This is a genomic window from Paenibacillus marchantiophytorum (genome assembly GCF_014640555.1).
Classification (GTDB): Bacteria; Bacillota; Bacilli; order Paenibacillales; family NBRC-103111; genus Paenibacillus_E; species Paenibacillus_E marchantiophytorum.
Map to the genome: position 1 here is coordinate 128,047 of NZ_BMHE01000016.1, position 16,595 is coordinate 144,641.

A 16,595-nucleotide genomic window follows, 5' to 3' on the forward strand; every position below is an offset into this window, starting at 1 on the left:
ATGGACCTGCTCACGATGCTTAACGCGTTTTTCTCGAAATTTAGTGAACTTATCAACACAACGCTCGTCTACTCGACCGCACTCATTTTCGGAGCCTTGGGTGGGATCTTCTCGGAACGTTCAGGGGTTGTCAATATTGGGATCGAAGGCCTTATGGTTTCAGGAGCTTTCGCTTCAGCGGTGGGAGCCTACTATGCGGAAGAAGCCAACATGGGGATTTGGTCGCCATGGATTGGTTTGCTGACAGCCATGCTGTTTGCGCTGATTTTTGCGCTCATTCATGCGGTCGCTACGATTACATTTAAAGCTAACCAAGTGATCAGCGGTGTCGTTATCAACTTCTTGGCTGCTGGCGTAACGTTGTACCTGGTCAAAGTATTGTTCAATGGCGCGGGTCAAACCGAAACGCTGAACGATGTGTTCTCCAAGTGGGAAGTTCCGCTTCTGTCCAAAATACCATACATTGGTCCTGCATTGTTCAATGCGTATCCAACGACGTATATCGCCTTAATTCTAGTAGGGTTAACCTACTATATCTTGTTCAAAACCCCGTTCGGTCTGCGCCTGCGCTCGGTTGGCGAGCATCCAAGCGCCGCGGATACCGTCGGGATCAAAGTGAAGCGAATTCGTTATATCGCAGTACTGATCAGCGGTTTGCTCGGCGGTCTTGGCGGGGCAACCATCACGTTAACTACGACAAGCACCTTCTCGCATAATACGATCTCGGGGCAAGGCTTTATTGCCATGGCGGCCATGATCTTCGGCAAGTGGCATCCAGTCGGCGCGCTCGGAGCCGCAGTATTCTTCGGTATGGCGCAAGCACTTAACAACTTCATGCGGTTGTTTGATTTCTCCAAGAATATCCCGCAGGAATTCCTGTACATGCTGCCTTATGTCTTGACGATTCTGGTCTTGGCGGGCGCTGTAGGCCGGGCCAAAGCCCCGTCTGCTCTTGGTGAGCCTTACGATCCAGGTAAAAGATAACAAGAAATTGCAACGGGAATGAAAAAGAGGCTGACTCAAAAGGTTACAAACCTAGAGAGCAGCCTCTTTTTTTGGCATCCAGTGCTGCTTGTTTGATACTTTTGTTCAAGCATCATTCAGCAGCCAGCGATAGTGCGGGAAGCGGTATAGTAAACGAAACTGTCGTGCCTTGGCTAACTGTGCTTTGGATATGAAGTCCTGTGCCGTAGAGCTGCTTCAGACGACTGTGCGTGTTATACAGGCCGATGCCTCTTCTTCCGGGGTGCGGATCGAGCAGCTTTTGCAGTTTTTTGGTCTCTATGCCCACACCATTATCGATGATCGCGACGGTCAGACTATCCTCGGTTTGCTCGACACGGATCATCAGGGTTCCGCCCCTAGCCCTTTGGAGGATCCCATGGTTCAAGGCATTCTCCACCAAGGTTTGAATGGATAATGGAGGTACCCAGATGTGAATAGGCGCGTCAATGGCCCAGATGACTTCCAATCGCTCAGCGAAACGTTCTTGCTCGATGGCCAAATAAGAGCGGACAAGCTGCAGCTCATTTTCCAAAGGAATGACTCTATCCAAGTTTCCAATGTCGAAATGGGATCTCAAATACGTGCTGAATTCATCCAGTAATTGCTTCATCCGCTCCACATCGATATCGCCAAGTGCTGCAATCGCATTGAGGGAATTGAACAGAAAATGAGGCTTAATCTGGGCATGCAGCCATGCCGCTTCTACACGGAGTTGTTCGCTGACAACCTTTTTCAGATTAGTCAGGGCTCGGACTCTGGAACGGAATTCAACGGCATCCATAGGTTTCGTTACATAATCGTTGGCCCCTGATTGAAAGCCAGCATATAAATCCTCAGGTCGGCTGCGTGCCGTTAGCAGAAGAATAGGCAGCTCGGATAGCGCGAATCGCTCTCGAATGCGACGGGATAATTCGTAGCCAGACATGTTTGGCATCATGACATCTGTAATAACCAGGTCCCATTGCTCGGAATCAAGCAGGACTAGCGCTTCTTTGGCGCTCATTACGGGGACAACTTCATAGGATTCCGACGCGAGAATGGATAAAATAATAGTTAAATTCAAGCTATCATCATCTACCGCCAAAATACGCTGTCTACCTTCTGCGGAAGCTATTGCTTCTACAGCAGCTGCTGCAGGAGCTTGGACATGCTGTACCGGATAGAGAGGCGAATCCGTTATTGATTGCGCCTGTTCGATCGGCATGTCTAGCGAGTGGCTGTCTTGTCTATAAACAGGCAGTGTAAAGGAGAAGATGGAACCTTCGCCAGGAGATGAACTAACAGTCAGCGTGCCGCCGTGTAATTCCACCAGTTTGCTGGAGATGCTCAAACCTAAGCCCAACCCGCCTCCGGCAGATGCCGTAAGGGGGTCTGCTTGCTCATACCTTTCGAAAATATGACGCTGAGCCGCAGGATCAATCCCGATCCCTGTATCCGAGATGCTGATGTGCACATGGTCCTTGTCCGCATAAGCTTTGAGCGTTATATCGCCTTCATGTGTAAATTTAATCGCATTATGGATGAGATTGAATAAGATCTGAATCAGTCGGTTCTCGTCTGCCAGAACGGGTGGTAAATCAGGCGGAAGCTGTAGAATTAGACGAAGCGGCTTCCCCTCTGTCATAAATCTAAGCGTATCGATAACGCCCGCAGCTACTGCCCGCAGCTGAAGGTTGGTTTTGTACAAATGGCTCGCATTCATAGCGATGATATTTAAATCAAGTAAATCATTTAACAGGAAGGACATCCGCTTGCCTACGCGCAACAGCAGCTCCATATTCCTCGTATTCGCCTCATTCAGAACCTCGCGTTGACTATCCAAGACCGCTTGAGCCATATTCATAATCCCGTGCAGCGGATTCCTCAGTTCATGAGACGTATTAGCTAAGAAATCGTCTTTTAGTTTGTCGGCTCGACTAAGTTTCTGGGCTAACACTTTGGTTTCTGCCGCATTTCGATAGAAGGCTTTGAACCAATACGCAGCAAATCCCAAGAAAGCGAATATCAGATCAAACGGATAATAGGTCATTTCTAAACTGTCTACATTTTTGATAATGCCCCATACCGTTGTGTTCATAATACTGATTGCGCCCAGCAGCAGAAAGACAGCATCCGGAACTTTCTTCAGAGCGGCATGGAGCATGAAGGCCGGAATCAATAAATTCGGCAAGAGAAGCAGCATTAGAAAGGGAAATCCCCCCATCACTGTGTACTTCGTAGGTGCAAACAAGACGAATAGCGAGAAAAGGCTGCTCGTATAGACGAACCAGTTAAATACACGGTTTCGCCCGTATTCCGGAAACATATGCTTCGCGAACAGCAGCAGGAATGCTGCGGCTCCTGTGTACGAAATAAACTGGATTTTCAGCGAGTCGCCAAAATCAAAAGGTATGGCTACCAATAATAGGCGATCGTCATCGACGAGTACAGTAATTATCGTAGACAAGATTAAAAGGAAGAAGTAAGTCAACGCGCGGCGCGGTTTTCCCATCCAAACCAACAAGCCGGCATAAAAGGCATGCAAGATAAGCACTACACAGACAACAAGCTGTAGTCCCATGGAATAGTACTTTTTGTAGGTGATGGCCTGTTCGGTTCCGAATTTGATAGGACCAACGATGCCGCCTTTTCCGATGAAACTGCTATTAGAAACGTGAATGAGGACGTCAATTTCATTGCGGTCCGTTATGAAAGTTCCGAAATAAGGGACGTTGCGGGCAATAAACTGATTGGGATCATCAGAAGGATTTCCAGAGCGATTGAGAGATTGGCCATTCACGAACAGCTCAGAGGCGGTTTGTATATCAGAAATGCGAATACCCAGCGACTGCTGCTTGGTAGTATGTATCAGGATGCGTAGACGGTACGTACCATATGTGTAGGATATCTTTTTATCATCAAGTAGGATCATGGGGCGTTTGGATGGAACTTGAACATAGGAAGAACTGTCTTGAGCATGAGGCAGATCAGCAGCAGGCTCTGCAAGGATATTCGGGATAAATTCCCACTCACCGTCTAAGGGGATCGTATCTCGATCCGACAGAGTTTCATTGCGTAAGTCCAGAACGCCTTGAACCGCTTGCGGATAGACAGGTGTTTTGTGTGCGGAAAACCACATAAGCCGCAAGCCTGTCAGGATCAGGAGAAAGGCGATAGAGATGAGCCATATTTTTCTTTTTGTCATAGTGAATTTATATTTCGACAAAAATTGTGGTTTCCCTTCTTCGCAGCGTTACTGGAGCGAAGAAGGGCGAGGGAGCGGTGTTAACGCTGAAATGCAGCCTTAACTACTCGGAAATCGCAGCGCGCGCGCGTTTCCGTGAAAGTTAAGGCTGTTTCGCAGCGTTACAGGAGCGAAGCCGTCCGCAGTGGGCGCAGTAACGCTGAAATACAGCCTTAACTACTAGGGAAGCGCGTCCGGCACGCGTTTCCCCGAAAGTTAAGGCTGTTTCACAGCGTTACAGGGGCGAAGCCGTCCGAAGTGGCTGAGTTAACGCTGAAATACAGCCTTAACTACTCGGAAAGCGAATCCGGCGCGCGTTTCCCCGAAAGTTAAGGCTGTTTCACAGCGTTACAGGGGCGAAGCCGTCCGAAGTGGCCGAGTTAACGCTGAAATACAGCCTTAACTACTCGGAAAGCGCGTCCGGCACGCGTTTTCCCGAAAGTTAAGGCTGTTTCACAGCGTTACAGGGGCGAAGCCGTCCGAAGTGGCTGAGTTAACGCTGAAATGCAGCCTTAACTGCTCGGAAAGCGCGTCCGGCGAGCGTTTCCCCGAAAGTTAAGGCTGTTTCACAGCGTTACAGGGGCGAAGCCGTCCGAAGTGGCTGAGTTAACGCTGAAATACAGCCTTAACTACTCGGAAAGCGCGTCCGGCACGCGTTTCCCCGAAAGTTAAGGCTGTTTCACAGCGTTACAGGGGCGAAGCCGTCCGCAGTGGGCGCAGTAACGCTGAAATACAGCCTTAACTACTCGGAAAGCGCGTCCGGCACGCGTTTTCCCGAAAGTTAAGGCTGTTTCACAGCGTTACAGGGGCGAAGCTGGCTGAAGTGGCCGAGTTAACGCTGAAATACAGCCTTAACTACTAGGGAAGCGCGTCCGGCACGCGTTTCCTTCAGCGTTAACGCCAAATTTTGCGAGCATTTTTTCACTAATGTCGTATTTTGCAGGAATTTGTCGAAATTACTAGGAATAGGTTATATGTTTGAATTTATTAGTGAAGGGGAGAAGTGATAATGAGTTTACAGAAACCAGCTAATGCAAGAGGGTGGACAAGAATTATATCACTGAAGTCGTTTAAGGCTAGGATGACAGTCATGCTTCTTTTTATCGCGCTGGTTCCTATGCTGTTTAGTACGATCTTTTCATCTTATTATTTGAATAATGTCGTCACAGAAGAAGTTCATTCCAAGGAAGAGAGTGTCCTTAAAACAAATGTAACAGCGATAGACTTTTCAATCCAACGTCAAATGTCGATTTTAAATGAGATACTCAAGTTCGACGAGATCAAGAGCGGGAATGAGCAGGAAATTGTTAAGACGCTCAAAAAATTTGAACAAGCCAACAAGGACGTTGAACAGTATATTTATATCAACAAAGATGATATGGCGTTGACGTCAACGGGTCAAAAAATTTCTGTAGCTGACCGTGACTATGTCAAGCAAGCGAAGCAAACGAAAAAACCAGTTAGTACCGACCTGCTAGTTAGTAAATCAACGGGAAATCATATTGTGGTTTTATTTGTCCCGCTGTTGGATGATAAGCAAAATTATATTGGAGGCGTTTCCAGCCCAATCTCCACGGATAACCTTACGGTTTATACAAAAACGATACAGATTGGAGAGTCTGGCTATGGGTACCTAATGTCACCATCTGGAGCCTTCTTAACTCATCCAGACGCTAATAAGATGGGGAAGACTATAGAGAGTGTGTTTACTCCAACGGAAGCAGCCAAATATAAAGAGACTGTCTTGAAACAAGCGCGCGGCAGGTTTGAATTTAAGGGCGAGGATGGGGTTGTCAAAGAGATCAGCTTTGAAACGATTCCGTCAACAGGCTGGCGGTTGGTTACGGATGTGGTTGATTCTGAAGTGTATGGTTCAGTAAAAACTGCCAATAAAGTATCCATATGGATGGCGGTAATTGCGGCTATTCTTGTAGCGGCTATCTCCTTGATGGTCTCCACAACCATAACAAAACCGATTCTTGCCATTACCAAAGCTGTAAAGAAGATGGCACAGGGAGACTTAACGGAGCGTCTTGCCATCAAGCGTAGTGATGAACTTGGAGAGCTTGGCGACAATATGAATCAGATGCTGGATTCCTTCGCAGATATCGTTGGCAAAGCCAGCTATACGGCTGAGCAGTTAGGGGCTTCGTCGGAGGAACTAACGGCTGTAGCTGCCGAATCAGTAGGCATCTCCAATCGTATTGCGGAATCCATACACGAAGTATTCAACGCGAGTAAAGGGCAATTGCAGGGAGCTGAGCAAACGTCCATTGCGATGGGGGAAATGGCCGTTGGTGTGCAGCGTATTGCCGAGTCCTCATCTGTTGTGACGGAAGCATCGCAAACTTCCCTGCAAGAAGTACAGCAAGGACGTGATGCCATTAATCAGGCAGTCCAACAGATGAAGTTCATTCATGAATCGGTTGGGAAATCGGCAGAAGATATGAGAGATCTGGAGCAGTACTCTCATAGAATCGGAGAAATTGTATCGGTAATAAGTGAAATCACCAACCAAACTCAGCTGCTTTCACTTAATGCTTCGATCGAAGCGGCGAGAGCGGGCGAGCAAGGGCGCGGGTTTGCGGTAGTAGCTAACGAGGTGAAGAAGCTGGCCGAACAGTCTGCTACTTCAGCAGCTCATATTTCAACGTTGATCCGGGAGGTGCAGACTTCAACGATAAGAGCTGTACAAGCGATGAACAAAGGTGTTATGGACGTAGGGAAAGGTTCCGAGTTGATTGATACCGCAGGTCAGGTCTTTAATCGCATTATCGTGGCGTTCCAAGAGATTTCTAATCAAATTCAGGAGGTATCGGCGGCTTCGGAGGAAATGTCAGCTGGCACACAAGAGGTCACAGCATCTATGAACGAAATTGTCCACATGACGAAAGCTTCTCATGATCATGGACAAGGCATTTCAGAAGGGTCGAAGAAACAACTCTCGTCAATGGAGGAAATTTCTGCTTCAGCGGAGGATTTAAGTACCATGGCACAAGAACTGCAAGAATCGCTGGCTAGGTTTAAAACGCGTTAGAGCGTAGGACACCGATCTGCCTTAGGGATCTGCCCCAGGGAACTCCTTAGGAGCTGGCAAAGGAACTGCCAATAGCAAGGCAATAGAAGAAAGGTCAACCGGATGTCCGGTTGGCCTTATTTAATATTGTTTATATGTTTGAGACGAGCGAAGCTTACCTCTTATTTATTGGCGTCCACCGCAGTCTTCTTTGCTTTGGAGGTCTTCGGTCCCAAAGGGCATCTAATGAACTGTATGATGCGTATAGACCGGAAAATGGCTACTTTGGAGATTTAATGAACGGAGTTGGCGCTACCCGCCACTATATTGGCCGATTGGTGATCATTTGCTTGAAATAGAGCATCTGGCATTCATTAGATTTTCAGAGTGAGATCCTCTAGCTTTGCAATCGCGCGGAAATAAGGGAACGTCAAGCCACGATACTAGCAGAATGTGTCATGATCGCGAGTTTGAGGGAACTACAGTACGCTATCATTCTGAAAACCGCCATATTCCACACCAGGGGGAACTACGATCCGCTATTTCACCATTTCCCCGTTGGAATCAGCAGTTTCCGCTTAAATAGAGGATCTCAGTTCCCTTTCATGCTACGTTTACCCCATTTCCCGCCATTTAGCGGATCATAGTTCCTTTTCACGCGACGCTCTCTGCCATTGCAAAGCCCAAAGGGAACTAGTATCTGCTAGATTGCTGAAAACAGCTATGAAGACGCTCATCTCATAGAGCGGCAAAGCCGCTTTTCTTAATTTACGGGAGGATTGACTGCAAAGATGGAAAGAATGTAACCCCTAACCATTCATAAAGACTTCATCTGATTCCGATACTCAGTGGGCGAGACGCCGTACCACCGGCGGAATTGCTTAGAGAAGTAGAGCGGATCATAGAAGCCAACGGAGGAGGCAATTTGCTCAATGGTAAGCTCCAGCCGTTCACGCAACAGCAGTTTTGCTTTATCTACTCGCAGCTTGAGGAGAAAGGTGACAGGTGTTACTTTGGTATGGCGCTTGAACATGCGCGAAAGGTAGGCCCGATTATAGCCCAAACTCTCGGCCATCAGCTCAATGGTGATAGGTTCAGCATATTGCGTGGATAAGTAATGAATCGCTTGCTGCACGATCCGGTCGCTCTCTGCTTCTGTTATTGGACCGGCAGCCGTAGAGGAGGCTAGAGCTTCGCAATATTCACCTAATAATAGATGAAGATATCCGACTGATTTCAGCTGCGCATTGGTTTTCTTGGCTTTCAAGGCTTGTTGAATGTGCCGAAACAGGACGGGAATATGCCGATTCCGCGTAGTATGGATGATGGGCAGTAAAGGGTTTAATCCCGTTGCAGATACACTTGGAGCCGCTTGCTCCCCTGTGAAAGCAATCCAACAATAATGCCAGGGATCGGACTCGTCGGAGACGTAGCTGATCAACTGCTCAGGCTCGATGATGAAGCTATCGCCAGCTCCGAGTGCGTACTCTTCGCCTTGGGAGGAGAACACGCCTTTCCCCGAAATGACGTAATGAATCAAATAGTAGTCATATACCTTGGGGCCCAAACGGTGCTCCGGCTTCGTCTGACTCTCTCCGGCGAACAGCACGGTGAGCCTCTTTTCCTCGGCAGGGAGCGGATTCGAAACGACATAATAACTTTCAGGCTTGGACATAGCGGATATCCTCTCCGATCGATGGAAATCATCTAACTATAGATTACCATAAAAGGAAGGAGTCACGAAATCCTAAGATCACATTTTTCCATGTGAAAATAACATGCCTCCATAGCCAATCTCAGCTTCTTCTCGTATACTGAAGTTACAAAGTTACTTCTCCTATTGATTCTAAACCTACTAAAGGCGGTGCCAAAATGGCAGATTTGCAGGCTTTAAAAGACACGTTTATTGAGATTTATGGGACATCAGCGACGGCAATTTCAGCTTTTCATGCTCCAGGGCGTGTAAATTTGATTGGTGAGCATACGGATTATAATGGCGGCTATGTTTTTCCAGCAGCGTTAACATTCGGAACTACTCTGATCATTCGTCCGAGACAAGATCGTGTTATCGGGTTTGCTTCAACCAATTTGGCACTTCGCAAACAAATTTCCATAGATGACTTGAGTTACCAAGAAGCGGACGACTGGATCAACTATCCGAAAGGTATTTTCGTGCACTTGGCTAAAGAAGGCTTCCCGGTGACACAGGGGTACGACCTTCTATTCCACGGTGAAATCCCGAATGGAGCTGGACTTTCCTCCTCCGCTTCTATTGAAGTGGTTACAGCTTTCGGCTTGCTGACACTTGAAAATTATCCGATCGACACCGTAAAAATTGCCCTTCTCGCACAAAAAACGGAAAACCAATTCGTTGGTGTGAACTGTGGCATCATGGACCAATTCGCTGTAGCAAACGGTAAGAAGGATAACGCGATCCTGCTCATGTGCGACACGCTGGAATATCGCCATGTGCCTTTCCAAAGCGGCAGCTACAAACTGGTCATCGGAAATACGAACAAACGCAGAGGGCTCGTAGATTCTGCTTACAACGAGAGAAGAAGCCAGTGCGAGCAGGCTGTGACTTACTTGCAGAAGCAGTTCCCAGCTATTACATTGCTAGGTCAACTGAACTTGGCGCAGTTCAACGAGTTCAAGCACCTGATTCCAGACGAAACGGTTCGTCGCAGAGCGCAGCATGTTGTAGAAGAAATCGACCGTGTTCTTAAATCAATCGAAGTGCTGGAAGCCAGTGACCTTGAAGCTTTTGGCAAGCTGATGATTGGTTCTCATGACTCCCTGCGTGACCTCTATGAAGTAACAGGCGTGGAACTGGATACTATGGTCGCTGCAGCGCTCAAAGTTCCTGGTGTGCTAGGCGCACGTATGACCGGGGCAGGCTTCGGCGGATGCACGGTTTCCTTGGTTCATGAAGACAGTGTTCAAACATTTATCGATCAAGTAGGCAAAGAATATACAGACAAAACAGGTCTCACACCAAGTTTCTACGTTTGTGATATCGGCAATGGTGTTGAGCAAATCGGGGAGGCGTTATAAGATGGCTATTTTGGTAACAGGTGGAGCTGGATATATTGGATCTCATGCGGTAGCAGAACTGCTGGCCAAAGGCGAAGAAGTCGTGATCGTGGATAACTTGCAGCAAGGGCACCGCAATGCTGTGCTGGGCGGCAAGCTTTACGTTGGGGATTTGCGCGATGGAGAATTTCTAGATACGGTTTTTACGGAAAATAGCATTGACGCTATTATCCACTTTGCGGCTAACTCCCTAGTTGGCGAAAGCATGGCGAATCCGGCGAAATACTATCACAATAATGTGTACGGAACGCTTTGCTTGCTTGAGAAAATGACACAATACGACGTGAAAAGAATCGTTTTCTCCTCGACAGCCGCCACCTACGGGGATCCTGAAAATATCCCGATCCTGGAGAGCGATCGTACATTGCCGACGAATACGTATGGCGAAACGAAGCTGGCTATGGAAAAAATGATGAAATGGTTCGATACGGCACATGGCATCAAATATGTATCCCTGCGTTATTTTAATGCAGCGGGCGCGCATGCTGGCGGTAAAATCGGGGAAGATCATAGTCCAGAGTCGCATTTGATCCCGATTATTTTGCAAGTGGCGCTTGGTCAAAGAACGCATATCTCCATCTTCGGAGAAGACTATGCGACAGCTGACGGCACTTGTGTAAGGGACTATGTACATGTTAGCGATTTGGCTAGCGCACACGTACTTGCTGTTGAGAAGCTGCGTGGCGGAGCGGACAGCAATATTTATAACCTGGGGAGCGGCACAGGCTTCTCGGTCAAAGAAGTAATCGATATTGCCCGCAAAGTAACAGGGCATGCGATTCCTGCCGTGATGGAACCGCGTAGAGGCGGTGATCCCGCTACATTGATCGCTTCTTCAGTTCGGGCAAGAACCGATCTTGGCTGGAAACCGACACGTGATTCCTTGGAAGCCATCATCGAAAGCGCGTGGAACTGGCATCAAAACAACCCGAACGGCTACGAAAAGTAGGGTATAGATCTGTTAGGCAGAAAGGAAAGTGGTACATGGAACACGCATTGAAAGCGTCGCAGCATACAGCATTAACGATCGAAAGGCTCCTGCAGTTCGCCAAGCAAAATGGGCTGGTTGAGCACCTTGATGTGTACACGTCACGGAATGCTTTACTCGATCTATTCGGACTTGCTGAGCCCTTTCAAGGGGAGGTGCCGGATGTGAAGTTGGCGAGTCCAGTTGCCGTTTTGGAGGAGCTTTTGGATGCTGCCTATGAAATCGGCCTTCTAGAAGAGAATACGACGACTTACCGTGATTTGTTGGATGCACGCATTATGGGGCTCTTAATGCCCCGTCCTTCCGAGGTTGTTCATCAATTCTGGAATACGGCGAAATCGACTAGTGTTGAAGCGGCCACGAATTATTTCTACAAGCAATCGATTGATTCCAACTACATTCGAATGGACCGTATCCAGAAGAATGCCTATTGGTTAGCCGAAACACCTTATGGCCATCTTGAGATCACGATTAACCTTTCCAAACCGGAGAAAGATCCCAAGGAAATTGCTCTTCTCAAAACGCTGCCGCAAAGCAGCTACCCCTTATGTCTCCTGTGTGTGGACAATTTAGGCTATGCCGGCCGTGTGAATCACCCGGCTAGGCAAAACCTGCGCGTCATTCCACTCGAGCTGGACGGTGAGAAGTGGTACTTCCAATACTCGCCATATGTGTATTACAACGAGCACAGCATTATTTTCCATGAGAAGCACATTCCGATGAAAACGACGGCGAATACGTTTTACCGTTTGCTGGATTTCATTGAGCAGTTCCCGCACTATTTCATCGGGTCCAATGCGGATCTGCCGATTGTGGGCGGCTCGATTCTGAACCACGATCATTTCCAAGGCGGTCGCCACCAATTCCCGATGGAAATAGCGCCAAGTGAGAAAGTATTCTCACATGCGAACTTTGCAGGCGTGAAAGCGGCCATCGTGAAATGGCCGATGTCGGTTCTTCGCTTGAGCGGCCATAACAAGCAGCAGTTGTACAAGCTGGCCAGCAAGCTGCTCGAAGACTGGCGCGCCTACAGTGATGCGGAAGCGGACGTCCTCGCCTTCAGCGAGAAGGACGGACAGCGGACCCCGCATAACACGATTACGCCGATCGCCCGCAACAATGCGCGCGGCGAGTACGAGCTTGACCTGGTGCTGCGGAACAACCGCACCAGTGAAGAGCATCCGGATGGCATCTTCCATCCGCATCAGCACTTGCACCACATCAAGAAGGAGAACATCGGCTTGATTGAGGTCATGGGGCTGGCCGTATTGCCAGGCCGCCTGCAGGAGGAACTCGCGGATATCGCGAAGATCCTCACCGGCGAAGCCGAATTCGGCCGCGAGATCCAAGCCGAAGCCGCGCATCCGCTGCACAAGCATGCGGAGTGGATCGCGTCGCTGCTCGCGAAGCAGGGCGCTTCGCTGACGCAGGACGAAGCCAATGCGCTGCTGCAGGCGGAAGTCGGCAGCAAGTTCATGGACGTGCTGCTGGACGCAGGCGTCTTCAAGCGTGATGAAGCCGGGCAAGCGGCTTTTGAACGGTTTTTGACCGCTGCAGGCTTTGTGCAGCCATAGATAGTTCAACTCCCTGGTCATGGTGACTGGGGAGTTTTTGTGCACGCTATGCTTTGAAACTAAGGCTTCATTTTAGTAAACTGAGAAAGTGGTGATCGGGACCAGGATTCGTTGCGACTGAGGAGGCAAAGTGGATGGAGAGCTTCAAGGCATTAGTTGTTGAGCGCGCAGATGGTCAATTTGCTGTTGAGGTAAAAGAGCTGACATTGGAGGATCTGCCTGCAGGAGAAGTAACGATTCGTGTTAAATATACGAGTATGAACTATAAAGATGCGCTGGCCTGCAGTCCATCTGGACGTGTCGTAAGAACTTATCCGATGGTGCCTGGGATCGATTTGGCGGGTACTGTGGTTGCTTCGTCAGACAGCCGTTATCGGGAAGGCGACGACGTGCTGGTGACCAGCTATGAACTGGGCACTGGGCATTACGGCGGATTCAGCTCATTCGCGCGCGTATCGGCTGATTGGGTAGTTCCGCTTCCTACGGGACTATCGCATCGGGAAGCGATGATTCTTGGTACGGCAGGCTTTACCGCGGCGCTTTCAATTCAGCGGCTGGAGGACAATGGGCTGAACAAGGACAAAGGGCCTGTGCTGGTGCGAGGTGCCACCGGCGGTGTGGGAAGCAACAGCGTGTCCATGCTGGCAGGACGGGGATACGAAGTGGAAGCGAGCACGGGGAAATCCGCTGATCATGCGTATTTAGTGGAGCTTGGCGCGAAGCATGTTATCTCCCGTGAGGAACTATCCCCGCAAGTCCAGAAGCCGCTGAATAAGGAATATTGGGCTGGAGCTGTTGATCCTGTCGGGGGCGATTCACTGGCGCATGTGCTCAGCAGGATGCAATACGGCGGCTCCGTGGCGCTGAGTGGTTTGACAGGTGGCGGCGAGTTCAGCGCGTCGGTGTACCCTTTTATTTTAAGAGGCGTGAACGTATTAGGCATTGATTCGGTGTACTGTCCCATGGCGATTCGCAAGCCTCTTTGGGAGCGCATAGCGACGGAGTTGAAACCACCGTTATTGGAACGGACTGTTTATAAAGAAGTGACGCTGGAGGAAGTCGAGGCGGCCGCCGGTGAAGTTTTGAACGGGCAGGTGAGAGGAAGAGTGCTTGTCCGGTTGTAGGACTATAGGGTTGCAGGATCGCTGGAGAAGGCGATAAAAGTGCTTGAAGGGGAGAGGTCGACGTTGAAGATGCGAGTCTCGGCTGTTCAGTACCATTTGCACACGATACATAGTTTGGAGGAGTTCGCCGCGCAAGTGGAGCATTATGTTAAAATAGCGCAGGAGTTTGAGGCGGATTTTGTCCTATTTCCGGAGTTGTTTACTACGCAACTGATGTCCATCGGGGACGACAATGGAAAGGCTCTGCCTACCACACGGAAGCTTACCGCAGCCTTTTTCAAGGGCTGGCTCAGCAGACGGGCATGCATTTGATTGGTGGCACTCATATTATTGCAGAGGAAGGCAAGTTGTATAATACGGCCTTTTTATTTTATCCAGACGGACGAATTGGGGAGCAGAAAAAGCTGCACATCACCCCTACTGAGGTCAAGGAATGGCATATGGGGGCTGGAGATTCCCTCCAGGTTTTTGATACGGCTAAAGGGCGCATCGCCATGTTGGTCTGTTATGATGTGGAGTTTCCCGAAATCGTACGGATGGCAAGGGCTCGCGGAGTGGATGTCCTCTTTGTGCCGTCTTGCACGTATGATCGCCATGGCTTTCATCGGGTGCGTTATACGTGCCATGCCAGAACGATTGAGAATCAAATCTATGTGGTGACGACAGGGACGGTCGGGGCCTTGCCGACAGTTGATTTCATGCGAGGAAATTTCGGGCAGGCCGCGGTACTTACGCCCAATGATGTCCCTTTTCCGCCAAAAGGCATTTTGGTTGAAGGTGAGATCAACGGTGACATGGTCGTTACGGGTGATCTGGATTTGGACCTTTTGACCCTCGTGCGGGAAAAAGGTTCTGTCACCACATGGCGTGACCGCCGAACGGACTTGTATACGGACTGGTCCTAGACAAGGGCGGGCAATGAGGAGGTGCTTTAGCGGCATGGCAGCATTTTATATGAAAAAGATGTTCGTCTTCGACGGTGGCAAGCCGATTGAGGCTGTCATTCGCACATACGGCCAGGAGGACTTCGCCGCGCTCATTCGGGTACAGCAGGAAAGTTTTCCTCCGCCCTTTCCTTCGGAGCTTTGGTGGGATGAAGAACAGCTGACCGAGCATATCACTCGGTTTCCAGAAGGGGCGCTCTGTGTAGAAGTGGCTGACGAGGTCGTAGGATCCCTTACAGGTCTTCGTGTTAATTATGAGGAAGCCGATGCCATTGACCATAGCTGGTCTTCGATAACGGATGAAGGTTACATTCGTACGCATCGACCGGACGGAGATACCCTCTACATTGTAGACATCTGCATACGGCCTGCGTACCGCAAGCTTGGGCTCGGAAAGTGGATGATGCAGTCCATGTATGAAGTAGTTGTGCATCTGGGTCTAAGCAGGCTGCTTGGCGGTGGCCGGATGCCCGGATATCAGCGATACGCCGATAAGTGGAGCGCAGACGCATATGTCCACGAAGTGATGGAGGGGAATGTGAAGGACCCTGTGCTTACGTTCTTGCTGCGATGCGGCAGGACGCCGGTGCAGGTAGTGCCGAACTATTTGGAGGATGCGGAGTCGCTGAACTATGCGCTTCTGATGGAGTGGCGGAATCCATTTCGGCCATGATGCAAAAGCTTTGGACAAACTGAGAGGAGTGACAAGATTAGATGGAGTACATCCGCATAACAAGTATTGATAATCCTTTATTTCGCGCGATGCATGATTTGATGAAGGAGGTATTTCCTCCGGAAGAGGTACTCGAATATTCGTTATGGAAAGAGCCGTTGGAGGACCCAGGCATCCGTGTCTTCGTAGCGGTGCATGAAGGTAAAGTGGTGGGTACGACAGAGTATCGCTACTATGACGATTTCCAGGTAGCGATGACCGATTTCACGATTATCGGTCAAGCAGGGCTTGGTATTGGGCGGTTCCTGGCGCGTAAACGCTGGGCTGATCTGGCGGCGTTGGCCTTGGAATCGGGTAAGCCGATGCTTGGGATGTTCGCCGAAATCTATGATCCTTATCGGATCGAGGGGCATGCTTTTGGCGGGGTGAAGCCGATGGATCCTTACGTGCGACGTGAAGTACTGTCGCATCTGGGGTATAAGCGGATCGATTTCCCTTATGTTCACCCATCATGGGAGAACAATGGCGAAGCCGTAGAGGAGCTTGATCTCTGCTTCCTGCCGACGGATGACGAGGCTGCCGAACTTGATGCCGCGATCGTTGTGGAGTTCCTGAAGCGCTACTATGCGGTTCTGGCGAACAAGCCGCAGGCCTGGCATGACATGGTCGCTGGTTTGGAGCAGCGAACGGCTTTGGCGCTTTTGCCGCTCTAAGAGGCGGCGCGGCTCTACTGCAAGGTAGGTGGGTCTTGGAGGGCCGGCTCTGTGGCTGCCCCCCCCCCCAGCCCATACCCAACCCTTCCTCAGCCCATACCCAACCCCAACCCAGCTCTTCCTCAGCCCATACCCAACCCCAACCCAGCTCCAACCCCAGCCCACACCCAACCCACACCCAGTCCAACCCCAGCCCATACCCAACCCAACCCAACCCCAACCCCAACCCCAACCCCAACCCC

At 49.7% G+C, this 16,595-nt stretch carries 10 protein-coding genes and 1 pseudogene; 9 read left to right on the forward strand and 2 right to left on the reverse strand.

The window, feature by feature from the left end:
* Nucleotides 1-984 (forward strand): ABC transporter permease, encoded by a 984-nt coding sequence (locus tag IEY34_RS16975; protein ID WP_189013270.1) that lies wholly within the window; start codon nucleotides 1-3, stop codon nucleotides 982-984.
* Between the two features lie 112 nt (nucleotides 985-1,096).
* Here the strand turns inward: IEY34_RS16975 and IEY34_RS16980 are convergent, their stop codons facing one another.
* Nucleotides 1,097-4,210 (reverse strand): hybrid sensor histidine kinase/response regulator, encoded by a 3,114-nt coding sequence (locus IEY34_RS16980; RefSeq protein ID WP_189013272.1) that lies wholly within the window; start codon nucleotides 4,208-4,210, stop codon nucleotides 1,097-1,099.
* 1,027 nt (nucleotides 4,211-5,237) lie between these two features.
* On the opposite strand from IEY34_RS16980, the gene IEY34_RS16985 reads away from it, so the two are divergent.
* Complete coding sequence (locus IEY34_RS16985; RefSeq protein ID WP_189013274.1) at nucleotides 5,238-7,265, forward strand: methyl-accepting chemotaxis protein; 2,028 nt, start codon at nucleotides 5,238-5,240, stop codon at nucleotides 7,263-7,265.
* A 796-nt stretch (nucleotides 7,266-8,061) separates the two neighbouring features.
* Here the strand turns inward: IEY34_RS16985 and IEY34_RS16990 are convergent.
* A complete protein-coding gene (locus IEY34_RS16990; RefSeq protein ID WP_189013276.1) occupies nucleotides 8,062-8,919 on the reverse strand; it encodes an AraC family transcriptional regulator in 858 nt (285 codons plus the stop codon).
* A 197-nt stretch (nucleotides 8,920-9,116) separates the two neighbouring features.
* On the opposite strand from IEY34_RS16990, the gene IEY34_RS16995 reads away from it, so the two are divergent.
* The 7 genes and pseudogenes from IEY34_RS16995 (at nucleotide 9,117) to IEY34_RS17025 (ending at nucleotide 16,353) form a co-directional block, all read left to right on the forward strand.
* Nucleotides 9,117-10,298 (forward strand): galactokinase, encoded by a 1,182-nt coding sequence (locus IEY34_RS16995; protein WP_189013278.1) that lies wholly within the window; start codon nucleotides 9,117-9,119, stop codon nucleotides 10,296-10,298.
* A 1-nt stretch (nucleotide 10,299) separates the two neighbouring features.
* Entirely contained in the window at nucleotides 10,300-11,286 is a 987-nt protein-coding gene (gene galE, locus IEY34_RS17000) for a UDP-glucose 4-epimerase GalE (protein ID WP_189013280.1), read from the forward strand.
* 35 nt (nucleotides 11,287-11,321) lie between these two features.
* Nucleotides 11,322-12,899 carry a UDP-glucose--hexose-1-phosphate uridylyltransferase gene (locus IEY34_RS17005; RefSeq protein ID WP_189013282.1) on the forward strand — a complete coding sequence of 526 codons (1,578 nt, stop codon included), beginning with the start codon at nucleotides 11,322-11,324 and terminating at the stop codon, nucleotides 12,897-12,899.
* 134 nt (nucleotides 12,900-13,033) lie between these two features.
* Entirely contained in the window at nucleotides 13,034-14,023 is a 990-nt protein-coding gene (locus IEY34_RS17010; protein ID WP_189013284.1) for an acrylyl-CoA reductase family protein, read from the forward strand.
* A 63-nt stretch (nucleotides 14,024-14,086) separates the two neighbouring features.
* A pseudogene (locus IEY34_RS17015) lies at nucleotides 14,087-14,928 on the forward strand (carbon-nitrogen hydrolase family protein).
* Between the two features lie 34 nt (nucleotides 14,929-14,962).
* On the forward strand, nucleotides 14,963-15,640 hold the full coding sequence (locus IEY34_RS17020) for a GNAT family N-acetyltransferase (protein WP_189013286.1): 678 nt from the start codon (nucleotides 14,963-14,965) through the stop codon (nucleotides 15,638-15,640).
* A 41-nt stretch (nucleotides 15,641-15,681) separates the two neighbouring features.
* On the forward strand, nucleotides 15,682-16,353 hold the full coding sequence (locus IEY34_RS17025) for a GNAT family N-acetyltransferase (protein WP_189013287.1): 672 nt from the start codon (nucleotides 15,682-15,684) through the stop codon (nucleotides 16,351-16,353).
* Nucleotides 16,354-16,595 lie beyond the last annotated feature (242 nt).

Excerpts from the sequence above, each read along its gene's own strand:
- IEY34_RS16975 (WP_189013270.1), top strand. The coding sequence starts at position 1 with ATGGACCTGCTCACGATGCTTAACGCGTTTTTCTCGAAATTTAGTGAA.
- IEY34_RS16985 (WP_189013274.1), top strand. The coding sequence starts at position 5,238 with ATGAGTTTACAGAAACCAGCTAATGCAAGAGGGTGGACAAGAATTATA.
- IEY34_RS16990 (WP_189013276.1), bottom strand. The coding sequence starts at position 8,919 with ATGTCCAAGCCTGAAAGTTATTATGTCGTTTCGAATCCGCTCCCTGCC.
- IEY34_RS16995 (WP_189013278.1), top strand. The coding sequence starts at position 9,117 with ATGGCAGATTTGCAGGCTTTAAAAGACACGTTTATTGAGATTTATGGG.
- galE (WP_189013280.1), top strand. The coding sequence starts at position 10,300 with ATGGCTATTTTGGTAACAGGTGGAGCTGGATATATTGGATCTCATGCG.
- IEY34_RS17005 (WP_189013282.1), top strand. The coding sequence starts at position 11,322 with ATGGAACACGCATTGAAAGCGTCGCAGCATACAGCATTAACGATCGAA.
- IEY34_RS17010 (WP_189013284.1), top strand. The coding sequence starts at position 13,034 with ATGGAGAGCTTCAAGGCATTAGTTGTTGAGCGCGCAGATGGTCAATTT.
- IEY34_RS17020 (WP_189013286.1), top strand. The coding sequence starts at position 14,963 with ATGGCAGCATTTTATATGAAAAAGATGTTCGTCTTCGACGGTGGCAAG.
- IEY34_RS17025 (WP_189013287.1), top strand. The coding sequence starts at position 15,682 with ATGGAGTACATCCGCATAACAAGTATTGATAATCCTTTATTTCGCGCG.